The organism is Pseudomonas sp. GW822-FHT07A10, from assembly GCF_058798795.1.
Genome location: NZ_JBXAKV010000016.1, coordinates 102,699 through 119,529, shown reverse-complemented (window position 1 = coordinate 119,529; position 16,831 = coordinate 102,699). Strand labels below are relative to the sequence as shown.

Annotated in this window: 11 protein-coding genes; 5 read left to right on the top strand and 6 right to left on the bottom strand. The window is 58.2% G+C overall.

Going from position 1 to position 16,831, the window contains the following annotated elements:
* Nucleotides 1-30 precede the first annotated feature (30 nt).
* The 4 genes from leuA to AC1RL4_RS23815 form a co-directional block, all read right to left on the bottom strand.
* The gene (leuA, locus tag AC1RL4_RS23830; protein WP_018927056.1) at nucleotides 31-1,710 is read right to left on the bottom strand and encodes a 2-isopropylmalate synthase; all 1,680 of its coding nucleotides are present in this window, start codon (nucleotides 1,708-1,710) and stop codon (nucleotides 31-33) included.
* A gap of 461 nt (nucleotides 1,711-2,171) precedes the next feature.
* Entirely contained in the window at nucleotides 2,172-2,993 is an 822-nt protein-coding gene (locus tag AC1RL4_RS23825) for a peptidoglycan DD-metalloendopeptidase family protein (protein ID WP_028939192.1), read from the bottom strand.
* Nucleotides 2,994-2,996: 3 nt separating this feature from the next.
* Complete coding sequence (gene xseA, locus AC1RL4_RS23820) at nucleotides 2,997-4,376, bottom strand: exodeoxyribonuclease VII large subunit (RefSeq protein WP_204125300.1); 1,380 nt, start codon at nucleotides 4,374-4,376, stop codon at nucleotides 2,997-2,999.
* 73 nt (nucleotides 4,377-4,449) lie between these two features.
* A complete protein-coding gene (locus AC1RL4_RS23815; protein WP_230174303.1) occupies nucleotides 4,450-5,346 on the bottom strand; it encodes a LysR family transcriptional regulator in 897 nt (298 codons plus the stop codon).
* Between the two features lie 100 nt (nucleotides 5,347-5,446).
* On the opposite strand from AC1RL4_RS23815, the gene AC1RL4_RS23810 reads away from it, so the two are divergent.
* From AC1RL4_RS23810 to guaA, 4 genes are all read left to right on the top strand, one after another.
* Nucleotides 5,447-6,214, top strand: coding sequence for a sulfite exporter TauE/SafE family protein (locus AC1RL4_RS23810; protein ID WP_028939195.1), 768 nt, complete (start codon nucleotides 5,447-5,449; stop codon nucleotides 6,212-6,214).
* An 86-nt stretch (nucleotides 6,215-6,300) separates the two neighbouring features.
* The gene (locus tag AC1RL4_RS23805; RefSeq protein WP_018927051.1) at nucleotides 6,301-6,849 is read left to right on the top strand and encodes a hypothetical protein; all 549 of its coding nucleotides are present in this window, start codon (nucleotides 6,301-6,303) and stop codon (nucleotides 6,847-6,849) included.
* A gap of 141 nt (nucleotides 6,850-6,990) precedes the next feature.
* Complete coding sequence (guaB, locus tag AC1RL4_RS23800; protein WP_018927050.1) at nucleotides 6,991-8,460, top strand: IMP dehydrogenase; 1,470 nt, start codon at nucleotides 6,991-6,993, stop codon at nucleotides 8,458-8,460.
* A gap of 99 nt (nucleotides 8,461-8,559) precedes the next feature.
* Nucleotides 8,560-10,137, top strand: a complete 1,578-nt coding sequence (guaA, locus tag AC1RL4_RS23795) for a glutamine-hydrolyzing GMP synthase (RefSeq protein WP_018927049.1) — start codon at nucleotides 8,560-8,562, stop codon at nucleotides 10,135-10,137.
* Between the two features lie 265 nt (nucleotides 10,138-10,402).
* Here the strand turns inward: guaA and AC1RL4_RS23790 are convergent, their stop codons facing one another.
* Together AC1RL4_RS23790 and AC1RL4_RS23785 are read right to left on the bottom strand one after the other, a co-directional pair.
* Nucleotides 10,403-11,497 carry a hypothetical protein gene (locus tag AC1RL4_RS23790; RefSeq protein ID WP_019581048.1) on the bottom strand — a complete coding sequence of 365 codons (1,095 nt, stop codon included), beginning with the start codon at nucleotides 11,495-11,497 and terminating at the stop codon, nucleotides 10,403-10,405.
* A 37-nt stretch (nucleotides 11,498-11,534) separates the two neighbouring features.
* Complete coding sequence (locus AC1RL4_RS23785) at nucleotides 11,535-13,373, bottom strand: ATP-binding protein (RefSeq protein WP_026331844.1); 1,839 nt, start codon at nucleotides 13,371-13,373, stop codon at nucleotides 11,535-11,537.
* A gap of 691 nt (nucleotides 13,374-14,064) precedes the next feature.
* On the opposite strand from AC1RL4_RS23785, the gene AC1RL4_RS23780 reads away from it, so the two are divergent.
* The gene (locus tag AC1RL4_RS23780) at nucleotides 14,065-16,785 is read left to right on the top strand and encodes an AAA domain-containing protein (protein ID WP_028939196.1); all 2,721 of its coding nucleotides are present in this window, start codon (nucleotides 14,065-14,067) and stop codon (nucleotides 16,783-16,785) included.
* Nucleotides 16,786-16,831: the final 46 nt, after the last annotated feature.

Here is a 16,831-nt window from a genome sequence, read left to right as displayed (position 1 = left end):
ACCCCGGGGCCTTTTGCATTGCAGCGGAGCTTACGCCGCTTTCGCTTCCGGCTGGCTCAGGGAGCGGTTCAGTGCGCTGAACAGGGCCTTGAAGCTGGCAGTGGTGATGTTCTCGTCGATGCCGACGCCATGCACCGCACGCTCACCATTCACCCGCAATTCAATGTAGGCCGCAGCCTTGGCATTGGTGCCCGCGCCGATGGCGTGTTCGTTGTAGTCCATGATTTCCACCGGGATCGGCAGGCCGGCCACCAGTGCTTCCAGGGCACCGTTGCCCTTGCCGCGCCAGTGCAGGTTGGTTTCGCCCTGACCTTTGCTGGAGACTTCGACTTCCACGGCGCTGTGACCGTTTTCTTCCTGCAAGCGATGGCTGACCAGAGCGTACGGGGTGTTGGCCTGCAAGTACTCGCTGTGCAGCAGCGCGTGGATCTGCTGGGCGGTCATCTCCAGGCCCAGGCGATCGGTTTCACGCTGCACGACCTGGCTGAACTCGATTTGCATACGGCGCGGCAAGCTGATGCCGTATTCCTGTTCCAGCAGGTAAGCGATACCGCCCTTGCCCGACTGGCTGTTGACGCGAATCACCGCCTCGTAGCTGCGGCCAATGTCGGCCGGGTCGATCGGCAGGTACGGCACTTCCCACAGGGCGTCCGGTTGTTGCTGGGCGAAGCCCTTGCGGATTGCATCCTGGTGCGAGCCGGAGAACGCGGTGTGAACCAGGTCGCCGACGTACGGGTGACGTGGGTGCACCGCAATCTGGTTGCACTCTTCGACGACTTTGCGCACGCCATCGATGTCGGAGAAATCCAGCTCAGGGTTGACGCCCTGGGTGTAGAGGTTCAATGCCACGGTGACGAGATCGACGTTACCGGTACGCTCGCCGTTGCCGAACAGGCAGCCTTCGACACGGTCGGCGCCGGCCATCAGGCCCAGCTCGGTGGCGGCCACGCCGGTGCCACGGTCGTTGTGGGTGTGCAGGCTGATGATCACGCTGTCACGACGGTTGATGTGACGACCGAACCATTCGATCTGGTCGGCATAGATGTTCGGGGTCGCGCATTCGACGGTGGCGGGCAGGTTGAGGATCACCTTGTGCTCAGGCGTCGGGTTCCACACCTCGATCACCGCGTCGCAGACTTCCTTGGCGAATTCCAGTTCGGTGGCGCTGAAGGTTTCTGGCGAGTATTCGAAGGTCCACTCGGTGTCCGGCTGCTGGGCTGCATATTTGACGAACAGCTTGGCGGCGTTCACGGCGATGGCCTTGATCCCGTCCTTGTCCTGGTTGAAGACAATGCGGCGGAAGGAAGGGGAGGTCGCGTTGTACAGGTGAACGATGGCCTTCTTGGCACCGCGCAGGGATTCAAAGGTACGCGCGATCAAGTCTTCACGGCCCTGGGTCAGCACCTGAATGGTGGTGTCGTCAGGGATGTGGCCGCCTTCGATCAGGGTACGCACGAAGTCGAAGTCGGTTTGCGAAGCGGCCGGGAACGAGGCTTCGATTTCTTTCACGCCGACCTGCACCAGGGTCTTCCAGAAACGCAGCTTCTTGACCGCATCCATTGGCTCGATCAACGACTGGTTGCCGTCACGAAGGTCCGAACTGCACCAGATCGGCGCTGCAGTGATGGTCTTCGATGGCCAGGTGCGGTCCGGCAGGTTGATGGTCGGGAACGCGCGGTATTTCGAAGACGGGTCTTTGAGCATGCTCATTGGAAAATCCTTATTGTGTGGGCCGAAAAAAGGCGGCCTGCCGGTGGATCAAATGTTCTGGTAAAGCATCAGACGAGGCACCGCGATTCAGCCTGGCAGTCGTGCACTGACGAGGCACAGGCTGCGGTGCTGGCGGAGCTGAATGAGGGTGTGAGAGGTTTTCATGTCTTCAACCCTAACCGCGGGGGGAAAGGATGGCAAGCAGTCGAAAAACTTTGAGAGGAATAGTCGAAAAATATAGTTTGTCGCGATTTTATTGCTTGGAATGGCAGCGATTGTTTTTATTTTTGCGAGAGGCTTGAGTGATGCGCAATTGGAGGTTGGCGGTGTAGTTCAGGTCAGCGGCGCCTGTGACATCGCCTTCGCGGGCAAGCCTCGCTCCTACAGATTTGTGTTGCGGTCACCCGAAAACTGTAGGAGCGAGGCTTGCCCGCGAAGAGGCCATCAACCTCAACCACTGCTTATGGCTGAAACGCACCAATGAAAATCGCCGGGTCCACCCGCGCATCGTTCAAGCTGACGTTCCAGTGCATATGCGGCCCGGTCGCGCGGCCAGTTGAGCCGACTTTCCCGACCACCTCACCACGCGCCAGTTGCTGGCCGACTTTCACGTCGATCTTCGACATGTGGCAGAACATGCTGATAAAGCCCTGGCCGTGGTCGACGAACACTGTGTTGCCGTTGAAGAAGTAGTTACCGATCAGGATTACCTTGCCGGCGGCCGGGGTTTTGATCGGCGTGCCGGCGGGCACTGCAAAGTCGAGGCCCGCGTGGGGATTGCGTTCTTCGCCATTGAAGAAGCGGCGCACCCCGAACTTGCTCGACAACGGCCCATTGACCGGTTTGTCCAGCAACAGGTTGCTCGGAGTATTCGGGCTGAAGCTGCGGTAAGCCTGGATCTGCTCGGCCAACTCGCCCTCGATGCGCTTGAGATTTTCCGGGTTCGGATTGACCTGCTGCGTATTCTTCAGGGTGATGTGCTGTTCCGGGTATTTCTTGTTGCCGACGGTGAAGCTCAGGTTGCGGCCACCGCTGCTCAGCGACTGGCTGCCCGGTTTGACCGTCAGCGGCACGCCGACGATGGCCAGCCAGTTGTTCTGTTCCTTGACCACCAGTACCGGTCTGCCTTGATAGCTGGCTTTTGGCGCCTGGGCAGAGCTGCCCAGATCCACCACGGCTACGCCACCCGGTACCGGTTTGTTCAACAGACGGGTGATGTAACTGTCGGCATGGGCGTTGAAGGTCAGGCACAGCAATAGCAGCGGAGCGAAAAAACGCGGCATGGATCAATCCAGTAAAGAAAGGGTGACAGGTGTCAGGTGATTGTCTTCGACCCGCACTTGCAGCTCGCCTTCGCCCAGTTTGGCTTTCAGGCGCTGGCCGGTGTGGGTTTGCGCGGCGCTGCGGATCGCGTTGCCGCGCTCGTCCAGCAGAATGCTGTAGCCACGAGCGAGGGTCGCCAACGGGCTGACCACATGCAGCGTCTGCATCTGACTTTGCAATTGCAGGCGACGGGATTTAAGCCCTTCGCGCATGGCCCGAGGCAGGCGCTCGGCGAGGCTGTCGAGGCGCTGGCGAAGCATCGCCAGTTGTCGCCCGGGATGCTGCCCGGCGAGACGGGTTTCCAGACGGATCAAGCGTTCGCGACGGGTATTGAGGCTACGTTCGAAGGCGCGGCGCAGGCGCATGTCCAGATCATCCAGGCGTTGCGCTTGCTGACGCAGGCGTTCGCCGGGATGGCGCAAGCGGCGAGAGATGCCTTCCAGACGCAGCCGATCGCGCATCAAGCGGTCACGCATGCGCATCACCAGTCGTCGGTGCAGGCTTTCGACCCGACGCACCAGATCGCTGGAGTCCGGCGCCAGCAGTTCGGCGGCGGCGGACGGCGTCGGCGCGCGAACGTCGGCCACGAAGTCACTGATCGATACGTCGGTTTCATGGCCGACGGCGCTGACGATCGGCGTCACGCAGGCGTCCACGGCGCGGGCCACGGCTTCTTCGTTGAAACACCAGAGGTCTTCCAGCGAGCCGCCGCCACGGGCCAGGATCAACGCATCGAAACCACGGGCGTCAGCCAGTTTCAGTGCGCGGACAATCTGTGCGGTGGCTTCGCGGCCTTGCACGGCGGTGGGGATCAACGTCAGTTGCACCTGCGGCGCACGGCGGCGGAACACACTGATGATGTCGCGGATCACCGCGCCAGTGGGTGAACTGATGATGCCGATGCGTTGCGGGTGCGCCGGCAATGGCACTTTGCGCTCGGCACTGAACAGGCCTTCGGCGCTGAGTTTTTCCTTCAAAGCATCGAAGGCCAGGCGCAGGGCACCGTCACCAGCCGGCTCCACGGTGTCGAGAATCAGTTGGTAGTCACCACGGCCTTCAAACAGCGAAACCTTGCCACGAACCTTGACCGCCAGGCCATCCTTCAGCGCCTGGCGAACCCGCGCGGCGTTCTGCCGGAACAGTGCACAACGTACTTGGGCGCCGCTGTCCTTGAGGGTGAAATACACATGGCCGGACGCCGGGCGGGCGAGGTTGGAGATTTCGCCTTCGACCCAGATGTTGCTGAACACGTCTTCGAGCAACACCCGCGCGCGGCCGTTGAGCTGGCTGACAGTCAGGACTTCCCGGTCCAGGCCGAGTCTTGCAAAGGGATCTTTAATCATGGGGCGCAGTTTAAAGGCATTCGGCGATCAATCTCCATGAGCCAGTGTAAATCCCTTGTGGGAGCAGGCTTTGCTACGGCAGCCGGGTGAAGTGTTCAACGAATTGCTGAACCAGCGCGGTGGGATCTTGCCGGCAGGCGAGGGCGACGGTGCTGTGGCAATCCGGATCGGCTAATGAAAGAAAATGGATATCCGGCGGCGCGATGTCTTGCATCGACTCCGGTAACAGCGCGATGCCGAACCCGGCCTGGATCAATTGCAGTTGCGTGGTTTTGCGCGACACCACCCGAGCCGCTCGGGGAAAGAACCCTTGGCGCATGCACAACTCGGCAGATAGATAGCTCAGGCCGCCACGCTGTGGATGAGGGATGGAAATAAACGCTTCATCCTTCAACTGTGCCAGATCGATGCCGTGCGTGGACTTATCCACCGCCAGCCGATGATTCGGCGGCACCGCCAGCAACAGACGCTCGCTGTACAGCGGAACAATCTGCACCCCTTCACGTTGACGCAGCACCGGCAGGCGCAACAGACCCACATCGAGGCGACCTTCGGCCAACTCTTCCAGTTGTGCCTCGGAGGACAGCTTGACGATGTCCATCGACACACCGGCATGCAGATCCAGATAAACGCTGATCCCGCGCAGCAGTCGATCACTCATGGGTACGGTGCTGGAATGGCTCAGGCGCAAGACGCCCAGTTGACCAGTGCCCACTTGAGTGGCCATTTCGCTGGCCTTGGTCAGTTCGTTCAGCAGGTTTCTGGCCCGAGGCAAAAAGGCTTCACCCGCCGCCGTCAGGCGGGGCTGGCGGGCGGTGCGTTCGAACAGCGGCGTTTGCAGGCGGGTTTCCATGTCCTTGATCTGCCGGCTCAAGGCCGATTGAGCAATAAACAATCGTTCGGCCGCCGCGCTGAAGCTGCCGCTCTCGGCGATTTCCACGAAGTAACGCAATTGGCGGGTTGAAAGCACCAGGTATGCCTTTTTGAGATGGGTGATCGATTTTGAAGATATTAGTCGCAACGCCCGGCGCTGGCTAAAGTCATCACAGGAATAAAAGGAAGCCGTGTCGATGAATGTGCTGGAGTTGTTGAGCCAATGGCCGTGGGGTGTGGTGGATTGGTTGGTGATCGGATTGGGTGTTGCCCTGGCCTACATCGTGTTCGGCATTGCCGGTTTTGGCACCGCGCTGGTGGCGGGGCCGATTCTGATTCTGTTCATGCCACTGTCGAAAATCGTGCCGCTGTTGGTGCTGCTGGATTTCGTCGCCGCGTTCGGCAATCTGCTGCCCTCGCGCCGAAATGTAGAGCGGTCCGAATTGCTGCGACTGCTGCCGTGCATGGCGGTGGGTTGCACGTTGGGGGTGATCTTTCTGCTGAACCTGAAATCCGATGTATTGCTGCTGTTGATGGGGTTGTTTATCAGCGCCTATGCGATTTACAGCTTGTGGATTAAAACCCGTCCGAGGCAATTGTCCGCGGGTTGGGCGGTGCCGATGGGCACGGTGGGCGGGATGTTCGGGGCGCTGTTTGGCAGTGGTGGTTTTTTGTATGCGATCTATTTGAACAGTCGGTTGCCCAAGGACGAGGCCCGGGCCACCCAGAGTGCGTTGATCAGTTGCAGCACCGTGGTGCGTTTGAGCCTGTTTGCCGTCGCCGGTGTATATGCCGAGCTACCCTTGTTGGTATTGGCGCTGTGTTTGTTGCCGGCGATGGCGCTGGGGCTGTGGATCGGTCGGCGATTGATCATGAAATTGTCCCGCGAGGCTTTCGTGCGGCTGGTGACCTGGCTGGTGCTGGCCAGCGGGATTGCCTTGGTTGGGCGTTATTTGAGTACTTGACCGGATTTCGTCAGGGATTAAGCTGCCGGCCGCCCTGACAATCGGCGCACCGCAGCAACATCCATTTGACGCAGTAGGCTTGCACCATGAATTCGCAAAGCATCATTGTCCCGAAAATCTCCACACTGCCGGTACACGAACCCCGGGCCCGGGCGGTCGTGCGGTGGCTGGTGCGCAAGAACATCATTAAAGAAGAGCTGACCACCTGTGGCCGCACCGGCAATCACATGGCCCACGCCATCGCCGACGGCGCCCGCGCCGTGGTCCTGCACCCTGAAGCGCTGCCGTTCGGCGAGCCGATCAATGGGCTGGAGATCATCACCAAGCGTTGCATCTATACACCGGCCAAGGGTTTTCTCGAAGAAGCCGGCTGCGCCGAGTGCCGCAAGGAGATCGGCGAAGCGCTGTTCGAAAGCCTGGAAGACTGGATGCCGGGGCGCACCGATAACTTCACCTGCCCTGAGTGCGGGCATGAAGACGACATCAACGGCTTTCTGTTTCTGCAGGAATGCGGCTTTTCCAACCTGGGGTTCATCTTCAACAATTGGCTCGAGGCCGGGTTCAAGCAGGACTTTATCGATGAGTTTGCCGATTGGCTGGATCAGCCCGTGAGTTGGGTCAAAGTCGAACTCTAAATGCCGGCGTCGGTCCCCTACGGGGGACAATGTTTCTCCGTATGTCAGTAATGCCAATAATAGACAGAGTTTTACATTGAACCCGAGGGGGTGTCTGACTATAATGGCGCGCTTCCATTTTCCCGCTCGGGAGCCCCCGCGATGCTGCGTATCAGCCAAGAAGCTCTGACATTCGACGACATTCTCCTAGTGCCCGGTTATTCCGAGGTGCTTCCTAACGAAGTCAGTCTCAAGACCCGCCTTACCCGTGGCATCGAGCTGAATATTCCACTGGTTTCCGCCGCTATGGACACCGTTACTGAAGCCCGTCTGGCAATCGCCATGGCTCAGGAAGGTGGCATCGGCATCATCCACAAGAACATGACCATCGAGCAGCAAGCTGCCGAAGTGCGCAAGGTCAAGCGTTACGAAGCCGGTGTGGTCAAGGACCCGATCACCATCGAGGCCGATGCCACGGTGCGTGAACTGTTCGAACTGACCCGCCTGCACAACATCTCCGGCGTTCCGGTACTGCACGATGGCGACCTGGTCGGCATCGTCACTTCCCGTGACGTGCGTTTCGAAAACCGCATGGACGTCAGCGTCCGTGAAGTGATGACGCCTAAAGAGCGTCTGGTCACGGTCAAGGAAGGCGCCAACAAGAACGATGTGCGTGAATTGCTGCACAAGCACCGCATCGAGCGCGTGCTGATCGTCGACGACAAATTCGCCCTCAAAGGCATGATGACCGTCAACGACATCGAAAAAGCCAAGGCTTATCCGCTGGCCAGCAAGGACGATCAAGGTCGTCTGCGCGTTGGAGCTGCAGTCGGTACCGGTAAAGACACCGGTGACCGTGTAGCTGCCCTGGTCCATGCCGGTGTTGACGTGGTGGTGGTCGACACTGCCCACGGCCACTCCAAAGGCGTGATCGACCGCGTTCGTTGGGTCAAACAGAACTTCCCTGAAGTGCAGGTCATCGGCGGCAACATCGCCACCGGCGCTGCCGCCAAGGCCCTGGCCGAAGCCGGCGCTGACGCAGTCAAGGTCGGTATCGGCCCAGGCTCGATCTGCACCACCCGTATCGTCGCCGGTGTCGGCGTTCCGCAAATCAGTGCCATCGCCAACGTTGCCGCTGCCCTTGAAGGCACCGGTGTTCCGTTGATCGCCGACGGCGGCATCCGTTTCTCCGGTGACCTGTCCAAGGCCATCGTGGCGGGTGCCTCCTGCGTGATGATGGGCTCGATGTTCGCCGGTACTGAAGAAGCGCCAGGCGAGATCGAACTGTTCCAGGGCCGTTCGTACAAGGCTTATCGCGGCATGGGTTCGCTGGGCGCAATGTCCCAGGCTCAAGGTTCCTCCGACCGTTACTTCCAGGACTCCTCCGCGGGTGCCGAGAAGCTGGTTCCGGAAGGTATCGAAGGGCGTGTTCCTTACAAGGGCACCCTGAGCGCCATCATCCATCAACTGATGGGCGGCCTGCGTTCCTCGATGGGTTACACCGGCAGCGCCGACATCGAAGAAATGCGCACCAAACCTGAGTTCGTGCGGATCACCGGCGCTGGCATGGCCGAGTCCCACGTCCACGACGTACAGATCACCAAAGAAGCGCCAAACTACCGCGTAGGTTGAGGCTTCAAGCAAATCGTTAAGCAACCGGGGCTGTTCTATTCAGCCCCGAGTTGTTTCTGAATCACGACTGTTTCTGAATTACTTAGACGAGACTGAATCATGGCCCTCGACATTCACGCTCACCGCATCCTGATCCTCGACTTCGGTTCCCAGTACACCCAACTGATCGCCCGCCGCGTGCGTGAAATCGGCGTTTACTGCGAACTGCATCCGTTCGACATGGACGAGGAAGCCATTCGCGAATTCGCACCAAAAGGTGTGATCCTCGCCGGCGGCCCCGAGTCCGTGCACGAAGCCGACAGCCCTCGCTGCCCGCAAGCGGTGTTTGACCTGGGCGTGCCAGTCTTCGGTATCTGCTATGGCATGCAGACCATGGCCGAGCAACTGGGCGGCAAGGTTGAAGGTTCCGACCTACGTGAGTTCGGTTACGCCCGTGTCGATGTGGTCGGCAAGAGCCGCCTGCTCGACGGCATCGAAGACCATATCGACGCCGATGGCCTGTTCGGCCTCGACGTTTGGATGAGCCACGGTGACAAGGTCACCAAGATGCCGGAAGACTTCCACATCCTGGCCAGCACCCCGAGCTGCCCGATTGCCGGCATGTTCAACGATGACCGTGCCTACTACGGCGTGCAGTTCCACCCGGAAGTGACCCACACCAAGCAGGGCGGTCGCATCCTGTCGCGCTTCATCCTCGACATCTGTGGCTGTGAAGCCCTGTGGACGCCGTCGAAGATTGCCGAAGATGCCATCGCCCAGGTCCGTGCCCAGGTCGGCACCGACAACGTACTGCTCGGCCTGTCCGGCGGCGTGGACTCCTCGGTGGTTGCCGCGCTGCTGCACAAGGCCATTGGCGATCAGCTGACCTGCGTGTTCGTCGACAACGGCCTGCTGCGTCTGCACGAAGGCGAGCAAGTGATGGCCATGTTCGCCGAGAACATGGGCGTCAAAGTGATCCGCGCCAACGCTGAGGACCAGTTCCTCAACAACTTGGCTGGCGAGTCCGATCCAGAGAAGAAGCGCAAGATCATCGGCCGTACCTTCATCGACGTGTTCGATGCCGAATCCTGCAAGCTGGACAACATCAAGTACCTGGCCCAGGGCACCATCTACCCGGACGTGATCGAGTCGGCTGGCGCGAAAAGCGGCAAGGCGCACGTGATCAAGTCGCACCACAACGTGGGTGGCCTGCCGGAAGAAATGAACCTCAAGCTGGTTGAACCGCTGCGCGAGCTGTTCAAGGACGAAGTCCGTCGTCTGGGCCTGGAACTCGGCCTGCCGTACGACATGGTCTACCGTCATCCGTTCCCGGGTCCGGGCCTGGGCGTGCGGATCCTCGGTGAAGTGAAGAAGGAATACGCCGACTTGCTGCGTCGTGCCGACCACATCTTCATCGAAGAACTGCGCAAGGCCGACTGGTACCACAAGGTCAGCCAGGCGTTCGTGGTGTTCCAGCCGGTGAAATCGGTTGGTGTTGTCGGCGATGGCCGTCGTTACGCCTGGGTCGTTGCCCTGCGTGCCGTGGAAACCATCGACTTCATGACCGCGCGTTGGGCACACCTGCCTTACGAACTGCTGGAAACCGTCAGCGGTCGCATCATCAATGAAATCGAAGGCATCTCCCGCGTTACCTACGACGTGTCGAGCAAGCCGCCGGCGACGATTGAGTGGGAGTAGGGTTTGCTAATAACTATTTGATTTTATTTAAAAAATAAAATTGGATGGTGATGTTTGATACGTCATCAATGGCGTTGTTAATGGCGCACATTGTACGTATGTGAGAAAGCTTTATCGATACCATGTCCCGGATAAGGAATGCCGACATGGTATCGAGACTCTTAGCAATGCAGATGTCAGTACTAACTGTCGTGCAATTTGGCTTATCGACAAATGCGTCGCCGGCTCATAGCCCATCATTTTTAGTACTGCGTTACCCGAGTCGTCAGCGCAACGTTGTCTCGCCCTGCGAGCAGGTAGCATCAATCTGTCTCGCCAGCGACTCCAGCAGCGTCTGCGCACCACGATCCCGGCGCAGTTGCCCGATATGCGTGCGTGCCAGTTTTAGATGATGGCGAGCCTGGGCTAGGTCTTCGCGCTGCAGTGCCAGTGGAATGCTGATAGCGGCGACTTGAATGACCAGTCGGTGTGCGCCGTTGCGATCATGCTGCTCGATGACCTTCTGCAAAAGCTTGGCCAGCGCCTGAGTATTGCGCTCCGGGGCCCGGCGCAACAACTCTTCGAGTGCGCACAACCAGAACAGACGGTAGCGCGGGATCAGCTCATCTTCGGCCAGCAGCAACGCCCAAGCCTCGTCGTCGTGCTGTAACTGGGCGAGCACTTGGGCCTTGTACATCAATCGCTGCTGACGCTCGGTCGGCCACTCGTGGCCCTTCACACCAGCATCCCACTCCGCCATCACCGCCCAGGCCTGCTCAGGCCTCTTCAGCTGCAGTAGGGTAGCTATGCGCACCTCGTGCATGCAGTCGTGGTTCGGTTGCCCTGCGGCCAGTATCTTGTCCTGCTGCTCGTCCAGGAATGCAAGCGCGTCCTCGGGGCGTCCATCATCGAGCATGGCATCGGCTTTTTCGTAACTTATGCAGGAAAAACATCCCCAGCTCGGGTCCAGACGTTGCAAGGTTTCGTCACAGACGGCGATCCGTTCCTCGGCCCACCCCGCACCGTCGACATTGGCATAGCAGGACACCAGATCTTGGGTCACGCAGACCGATTGCGGGCACTGTCGGGCATCTTCCCGGTTGGCTCGCTCGAACAGCGTCACCACCTGCGCCAGTGCCGTTTCACCTTCCAACAGGCTGCCGACGCGATTGCGCATTTCCCAATGGCCGACGAATACTTCCAGCCAGGGATTGCCAACGGTCTTGGCCAGCGCCTTGACCTCTGGAAGCAAAGCTTGAGCCTGAGTGACTTCTAGGTTGAATATGTGTTGAAGCATACGGTCCAGCGAATCGACAGCCTGCCCCTTACCCGACTCTCGCAACTCGGCCTTGAGTTTTCCCAACCAACTCCAGATATCCATGTACGTCACTCTCCACTGGATCCATCAGGATCATCAATCATCGGGCCAGCAACACCTGCATCGACTGCGCCAGTCCTTCCAGCGCCTCTGTCAGGGCGGATGGCGTCTGCAGTGCGGCCTGTCCGGCAATAATTACCTTGAACGCCTTGAGCAACCGGGCCGCATCCAGGGCGCCCGGCTGATTGCCGTCGACGGCTTGGATCAGGGCCTGGATTGCCGGGTTGGCGAAGTTGAGATAAAGACGGTTAGCGGCCTGGGTTGTTATCTGCTGCGTGTACTGACGGGCCAGGTGCAAGGCTGCCGATGCAATATGCCGATCCGCCTCGTCGCTTTCAAGCCGGGCCTTCAACTGCGCCTCGTGATTACTGACTACCACCAGTGGTAGTGCCTCGGGAGCAAAACGCGCCACCACCAGTTCTTCGTTCACCGCCAGCCGTGTACTCAGCCAGTCAAGTTGTGACGTCGGCAGGCTGACCGGCGTGAACAATTGCCGGTTGCCACTTTCGCTGCCCAATTCGACCAAACGAATACCTTGCACCTCGCACCAAAGGCGCAGGAACGGCAGCACGGCATAACGATTGCCATGCGCCACCGGAAAACCCAAAGCATGGAACAACATTGTTTCAAAGCCGTCTTGGCTGTCGAGCAACACATGGACGGCACCCTCAACTACCAGATGGCGAACCGGCAGTTCACCCTGGGAGGTGGGAATACTCAGGCTGTCCTTGAGCAGATCGAAGAGGCGCTGATCGCACAGGGTCGCCCCTAACAAGGATTCGTTATGGCGCGACAACACCCGACGCCAGGCCTGCGGCTGATGCTCGGCGAGCCCGACCAAGCCATCGATCAGCGCCTCGCCGATAGCATGACGGGTCTCGAGGTAGTGCTGATCGCGCTGCAGAGCCTCGCGGCTCGCCGTTGGGGTCAGGTGCCTAGACTCGATCACGCCGCCGATAAAACCCGCCCAAGACGGCAACAGGTCGCGGGCATTGTCATCCAGCAGCATCCCGCGCAGGAATACACTTAGATTGCGGTTATCGTTTGAACCATAGGTCGCGCCGTCCTGAACCCACAGCAACCCTTGCAGATCGGTCTGTTCTAGCGAATCTACAGGCATACAGCAGATCGGTTCGAAGGTGTGTTCAAAGCCCTCGGCGAACGCCAGTTGCCGTTTGTGCAATTGCAATGGATGCAAACCGCCTCCTGCAGACAGTCGCCAGGGTGGCAGTTCCCGGTTGATGGCCTCGCCGGCACCCGCACCTACATGGATGGGCACCTCCAGCAGCGCGCAATAGCGTTCCAGAATCGCACGCAGACGTGTGGCCTCGGCCAGGGCGCGATGGTGCTCATGCAGTTCCAGGGTGACATGCGTGCCCACCGGGCGTGCCTCGCAGGCCTCCACGCTGTACTGCTCGCCATTGCTGGACTGGTAACAGAACCCCAGGTTCGGCTGCTGATAGGAGGTGCTGCGAACGATGACCCGCCTGGCTAGTACAAACGCCGACAGAAAGCCCAGTCCGAACATGCCAATCAGTCCTCCCGCTTCCTCGCCGGCCTCGCGCAGACCTCTGGTGTAGCCAACACCTACGGTCGCGAGGTACGCGTGAATCTCATGCTCCGTCAGGCCGGCGCCGGTATCGATGATACTGATGGTGTTTGACTGGGGATCACCGATCACTTCTATACGGCCCATGCCCTGCCAGTCGCCTTCCAGACGTCGGCGCAGGATTGAGTCATGTGCGTTCTGTACCAGTTCGCGCAAGGCCACGGTGGGCGTGGAATACAGGTGTTTGCCAAGGACCGACATCAGCCCATTAAGATCCACCCCGGCGCGATGAATCCGGGCGCAATCATTTGTCGCAGAACTGCTGTGCATGTCCATAATCGACCACTTGAAGAAAATCCGCTTTCATTGGAAACAGCTCTTACGACCGGGCATTCTCAACTATACGGGCTGTGGATGAAATACCGTCGGTGCTGCTGAGGGCGATGAGGGTTTGCCTACGCTTTGCAGCGCCGCGATGGCGGTTGTGCACTGTCTGATTGCCGTACAGCACGTTCATTATTCCCATAGGCGAGCGTGTTTCAGCTTATGAAGTATTGGCCCATTTACCAACATTTCACTGATCGTGACTCCTGGCCTGCGAGCACTTTCCGGCATTGGATCTTGAGTAAATATTATAGGATCAGTGCGGTATTGGCAGGCGGGCCAATTCCCCAGCCGATCACCACATCGCATGAATGATGCAGTATTTGTGAAAACAGTTTTTCGTCTATGGTATTTTTCGTGGTATCAGCAGGTATGATCAAAATAAAGCTTTGATTTATATGGTTTTCTTTATGATTTTTATGATTGAGTGGGAATAAGTTGAACGACAAGGGCGCTGAGAAGCGCCCTTGTCGCATCTGAAGGAAACGTTTACATCAGTCTGTTCGACGCACCAACTGGAAGCTGGTGCCCGGACAAAGAGTGATGTCAAAATAGTGTCAAACTCGTCGAATCAAAAGATTCGGACTCCGACAACATGGATGTGTACAGGCTTTGAACGGGCCTGCGTAAGGGATATATGGTTTCCATCAGCGTGCGCGGTATAGACAAGACCCGTCAGATCAACGACTGGACAATAAAGAGTGACGGGAGCGGTGGATTCTCGCTGACTTGCCACTTTCCCTCCGGCAAGAGTTTTCCTAGCCCGCTGGGTGACTGCGAGGTCGTTCCCACTCGAGAGGTGAAAGGCCAGCTTCTGCGAAAAAAAGGCAGCTCAGTGGTAAGCGCCGTTGAGAAAGCTGTGATCTACGGCGAGAAATATGCCGTCGTTCAGTATTCCTCAAGCGCGGCTAGTTACGTGTTCAAGATGGACTCTATCGAGCTTGTGACGCCGACGGACATGAAGGACGAGTCGACCTTCCGCTATTTCCATTCTGTGGCTACTGCCCGCGTCGATCATGCAGCGTCGACGGACAAGGAGATCGCCCAAAATGTGTTGCGCCAGCTCGACGCACTACCTCCCTGCGCGGATACGGCATTGCACGCCTACTGCAAGGGGCACAATGGCAGGCAGGAGCAGGCGGGAAATTTCATCTTCCCTTTCGGCATCAATGAAAGCCAGCTTGCAGCAGTCGAACGCGCGTTCGCATCGCAGATCAGTCTGATCGAAGGGCCTCCCGGCACCGGCAAGACGCAGACCATTCTGAATATCATCGCCAATCTGCTGTTGCGTGGAAAAAACGTGGCGGTGGTCTCCAACAACAATGCGGCCGTTGGGAACGTCTGCGAAAAACTGGGCAAGTCCGGGCTGGATTATCTGGTTGCCACGTTGGGTAGCAAAAGCAACCGAGAGGCATTCTTCGCCAACCCTGCCCCAAAACCATCGGCAGAGCCCGACGCCGCGCCCTCGATGGAGCGCATCCAGGGCGTGTTGCAACAGCTCAAGCGCTATCTGCATACCCGCAACGCGGTAGCCCAGCTGCAGATTGAAATCGCCGAGCTGGAGGTCGAGCGTCGCTATCTCTTGCAATGGCAGCAGGAAAACGCCGTGCAGGTGCTCGCTCTGGACAAGTACAAGCTCTCCCCGCAAAAGTCGGCCGACCTGATGGCCTACCTGACACATCTTGCGGGCAGGCACGTCAGGCTCAAGGACCGGATCGAGCTGCTGTTCAATTTCAGGATTGTGCGCACGAAACCATTCGATAACTGGGAAAAGCGCAAATCGGTGTTCTATGGCCTGCAGCTTCACTATTACGACAAAGCGCTGCTGGAAAGAAAAACCCTACTGGCCGCCCACCAGGAAACGTTGCGACTCGGCAATTACCAGGCGCTGCTGGATGAGCTGACGAGCGTTTCGATGAACTACCTGAAGCAGCACTTGCATCAGCATGTGCCAGACTCTGAACCCTTTGATGCCAAGTCTTACAAGCGCCAGTTCGATGGATTCGTGAAGCGCTATCCAATCATTTCCAGCAGCACGCACTCGATCGTCAACTCTCTCGCCAGTGGTGCCTTGCTTGATTACGTCATCATCGACGAGGCTTCGCAACAGGACATCATCCCGGGAATATTGGCGCTGGGTTGCGCGAAGAATCTGATCATCGTTGGTGATAGAAAACAGCTGGCACACATCCCGGCGCAACTGGGTTTACCTGCGCCCAAGGACTTCTACGATTGCGACAAGTACAGCCTGCTCGATTCGTGCATCGGAGTATTCGATGGTTCGATCCCGGTGACGCTCCTGAAAGAGCATTATCGCTGTCACCCGCGAATCATTCAGTTCTGCAATCAGCAGTTTTACGACAACCAGCTGGTTCCGATGACGCAAGACCTCGGGGAAAAACCGTTGTCGCTGCTCGTTACCGCCAAGGGTAATCACACTCGAAAGAACACCAATCTCAGGGAGCTGGATTCGCTGCTGGCAATGCTTGAGGGGGAGGGCGAGTGTGCATGGACGGGCGAAGACGGCAGGGGCTTCATCGCACCTTTCAGGGCACAGGCCACGCTCTCGGGTACGCTTTTGCCAGCGGATTTCGTCAAGGACACCGTGCACAAGTTCCAGGGCAGAGAGTGCGACGAAATTGTTTTTTCCACCGTACTGGACAAGAAGCGCGTACCCCAGGAACGTCTGGATTTCGTGGATGACCCACGCATGGTCAATGTGGCTGTATCACGGGCCAGGAATCGATTCACCCTGGTCACAGGGGATGATGTCTTCACGGCGAACAACGGGCATATCGCCGCGCTGGTGCGATACATCGAATACTACGCGGAACAAGGGCAGCTCCACCGCGCACCCGTGATATCAGCCTTCGACCTGCTCTACAAAGAATACGACCAATCGCTCGAGCGTCTTAACGCAAGACTTCGGCCGAATGATTCATCGTTCAAATCAGAACAGATAGTGGCGCAGCTACTTCGTGAAACGCTTGCTCAGGATGCCTACCGATCGGTGATGTTTCACACTCAGATTGAGTTGATACAACTGGTCTCGGTCGCCAATGAAGTTTTGACGGCACAGGAACTGGCGCTCATGAAAAACAAGGCCAGCTGTGATTTCGTGCTTTATTTCAAGGTAGGGAAAAAACCTCTGGGCGTCATCGAGGTTGATGGGGGCTCTCATGATGAGCCTGAACAGGCCGAACGAGATGCCCTGAAAAACAGCATTCTGCAAAAATGCAATATCCCGTTGCTGCGCTTGCGAACCATCGAGAGCCATATTGAAGAAAAGCTGGCGGCAGCTTTGGCTCAATGGACCAGCAGTGTTCATGATGAAAATCGCGAACTCTCGCCGGTTTAAATACTTTTATGGTTTTGATTGAATAATCAATTCGAGACTGAGGAAT

Coding starts and splice junctions, on each gene's coding strand:
- xseA (WP_204125300.1), bottom strand. CDS start 4,376: ATGATTAAAGATCCCTTTGCAAGACTCGGCCTGGACCGGGAAGTCCTG.
- AC1RL4_RS23790 (WP_019581048.1), bottom strand. CDS start 11,497: ATGGATATCTGGAGTTGGTTGGGAAAACTCAAGGCCGAGTTGCGAGAG.
- AC1RL4_RS23805 (WP_018927051.1), top strand. CDS start 6,301: ATGAATTCGCAAAGCATCATTGTCCCGAAAATCTCCACACTGCCGGTA.
- AC1RL4_RS23825 (WP_028939192.1), bottom strand. CDS start 2,993: ATGCCGCGTTTTTTCGCTCCGCTGCTATTGCTGTGCCTGACCTTCAAC.
- AC1RL4_RS23810 (WP_028939195.1), top strand. CDS start 5,447: ATGAATGTGCTGGAGTTGTTGAGCCAATGGCCGTGGGGTGTGGTGGAT.
- guaA (WP_018927049.1), top strand. CDS start 8,560: ATGGCCCTCGACATTCACGCTCACCGCATCCTGATCCTCGACTTCGGT.
- guaB (WP_018927050.1), top strand. CDS start 6,991: ATGCTGCGTATCAGCCAAGAAGCTCTGACATTCGACGACATTCTCCTA.
- AC1RL4_RS23785 (WP_026331844.1), bottom strand. CDS start 13,373: ATGCACAGCAGTTCTGCGACAAATGATTGCGCCCGGATTCATCGCGCC.
- AC1RL4_RS23780 (WP_028939196.1), top strand. CDS start 14,065: ATGGTTTCCATCAGCGTGCGCGGTATAGACAAGACCCGTCAGATCAAC.
- leuA (WP_018927056.1), bottom strand. CDS start 1,710: ATGAGCATGCTCAAAGACCCGTCTTCGAAATACCGCGCGTTCCCGACC.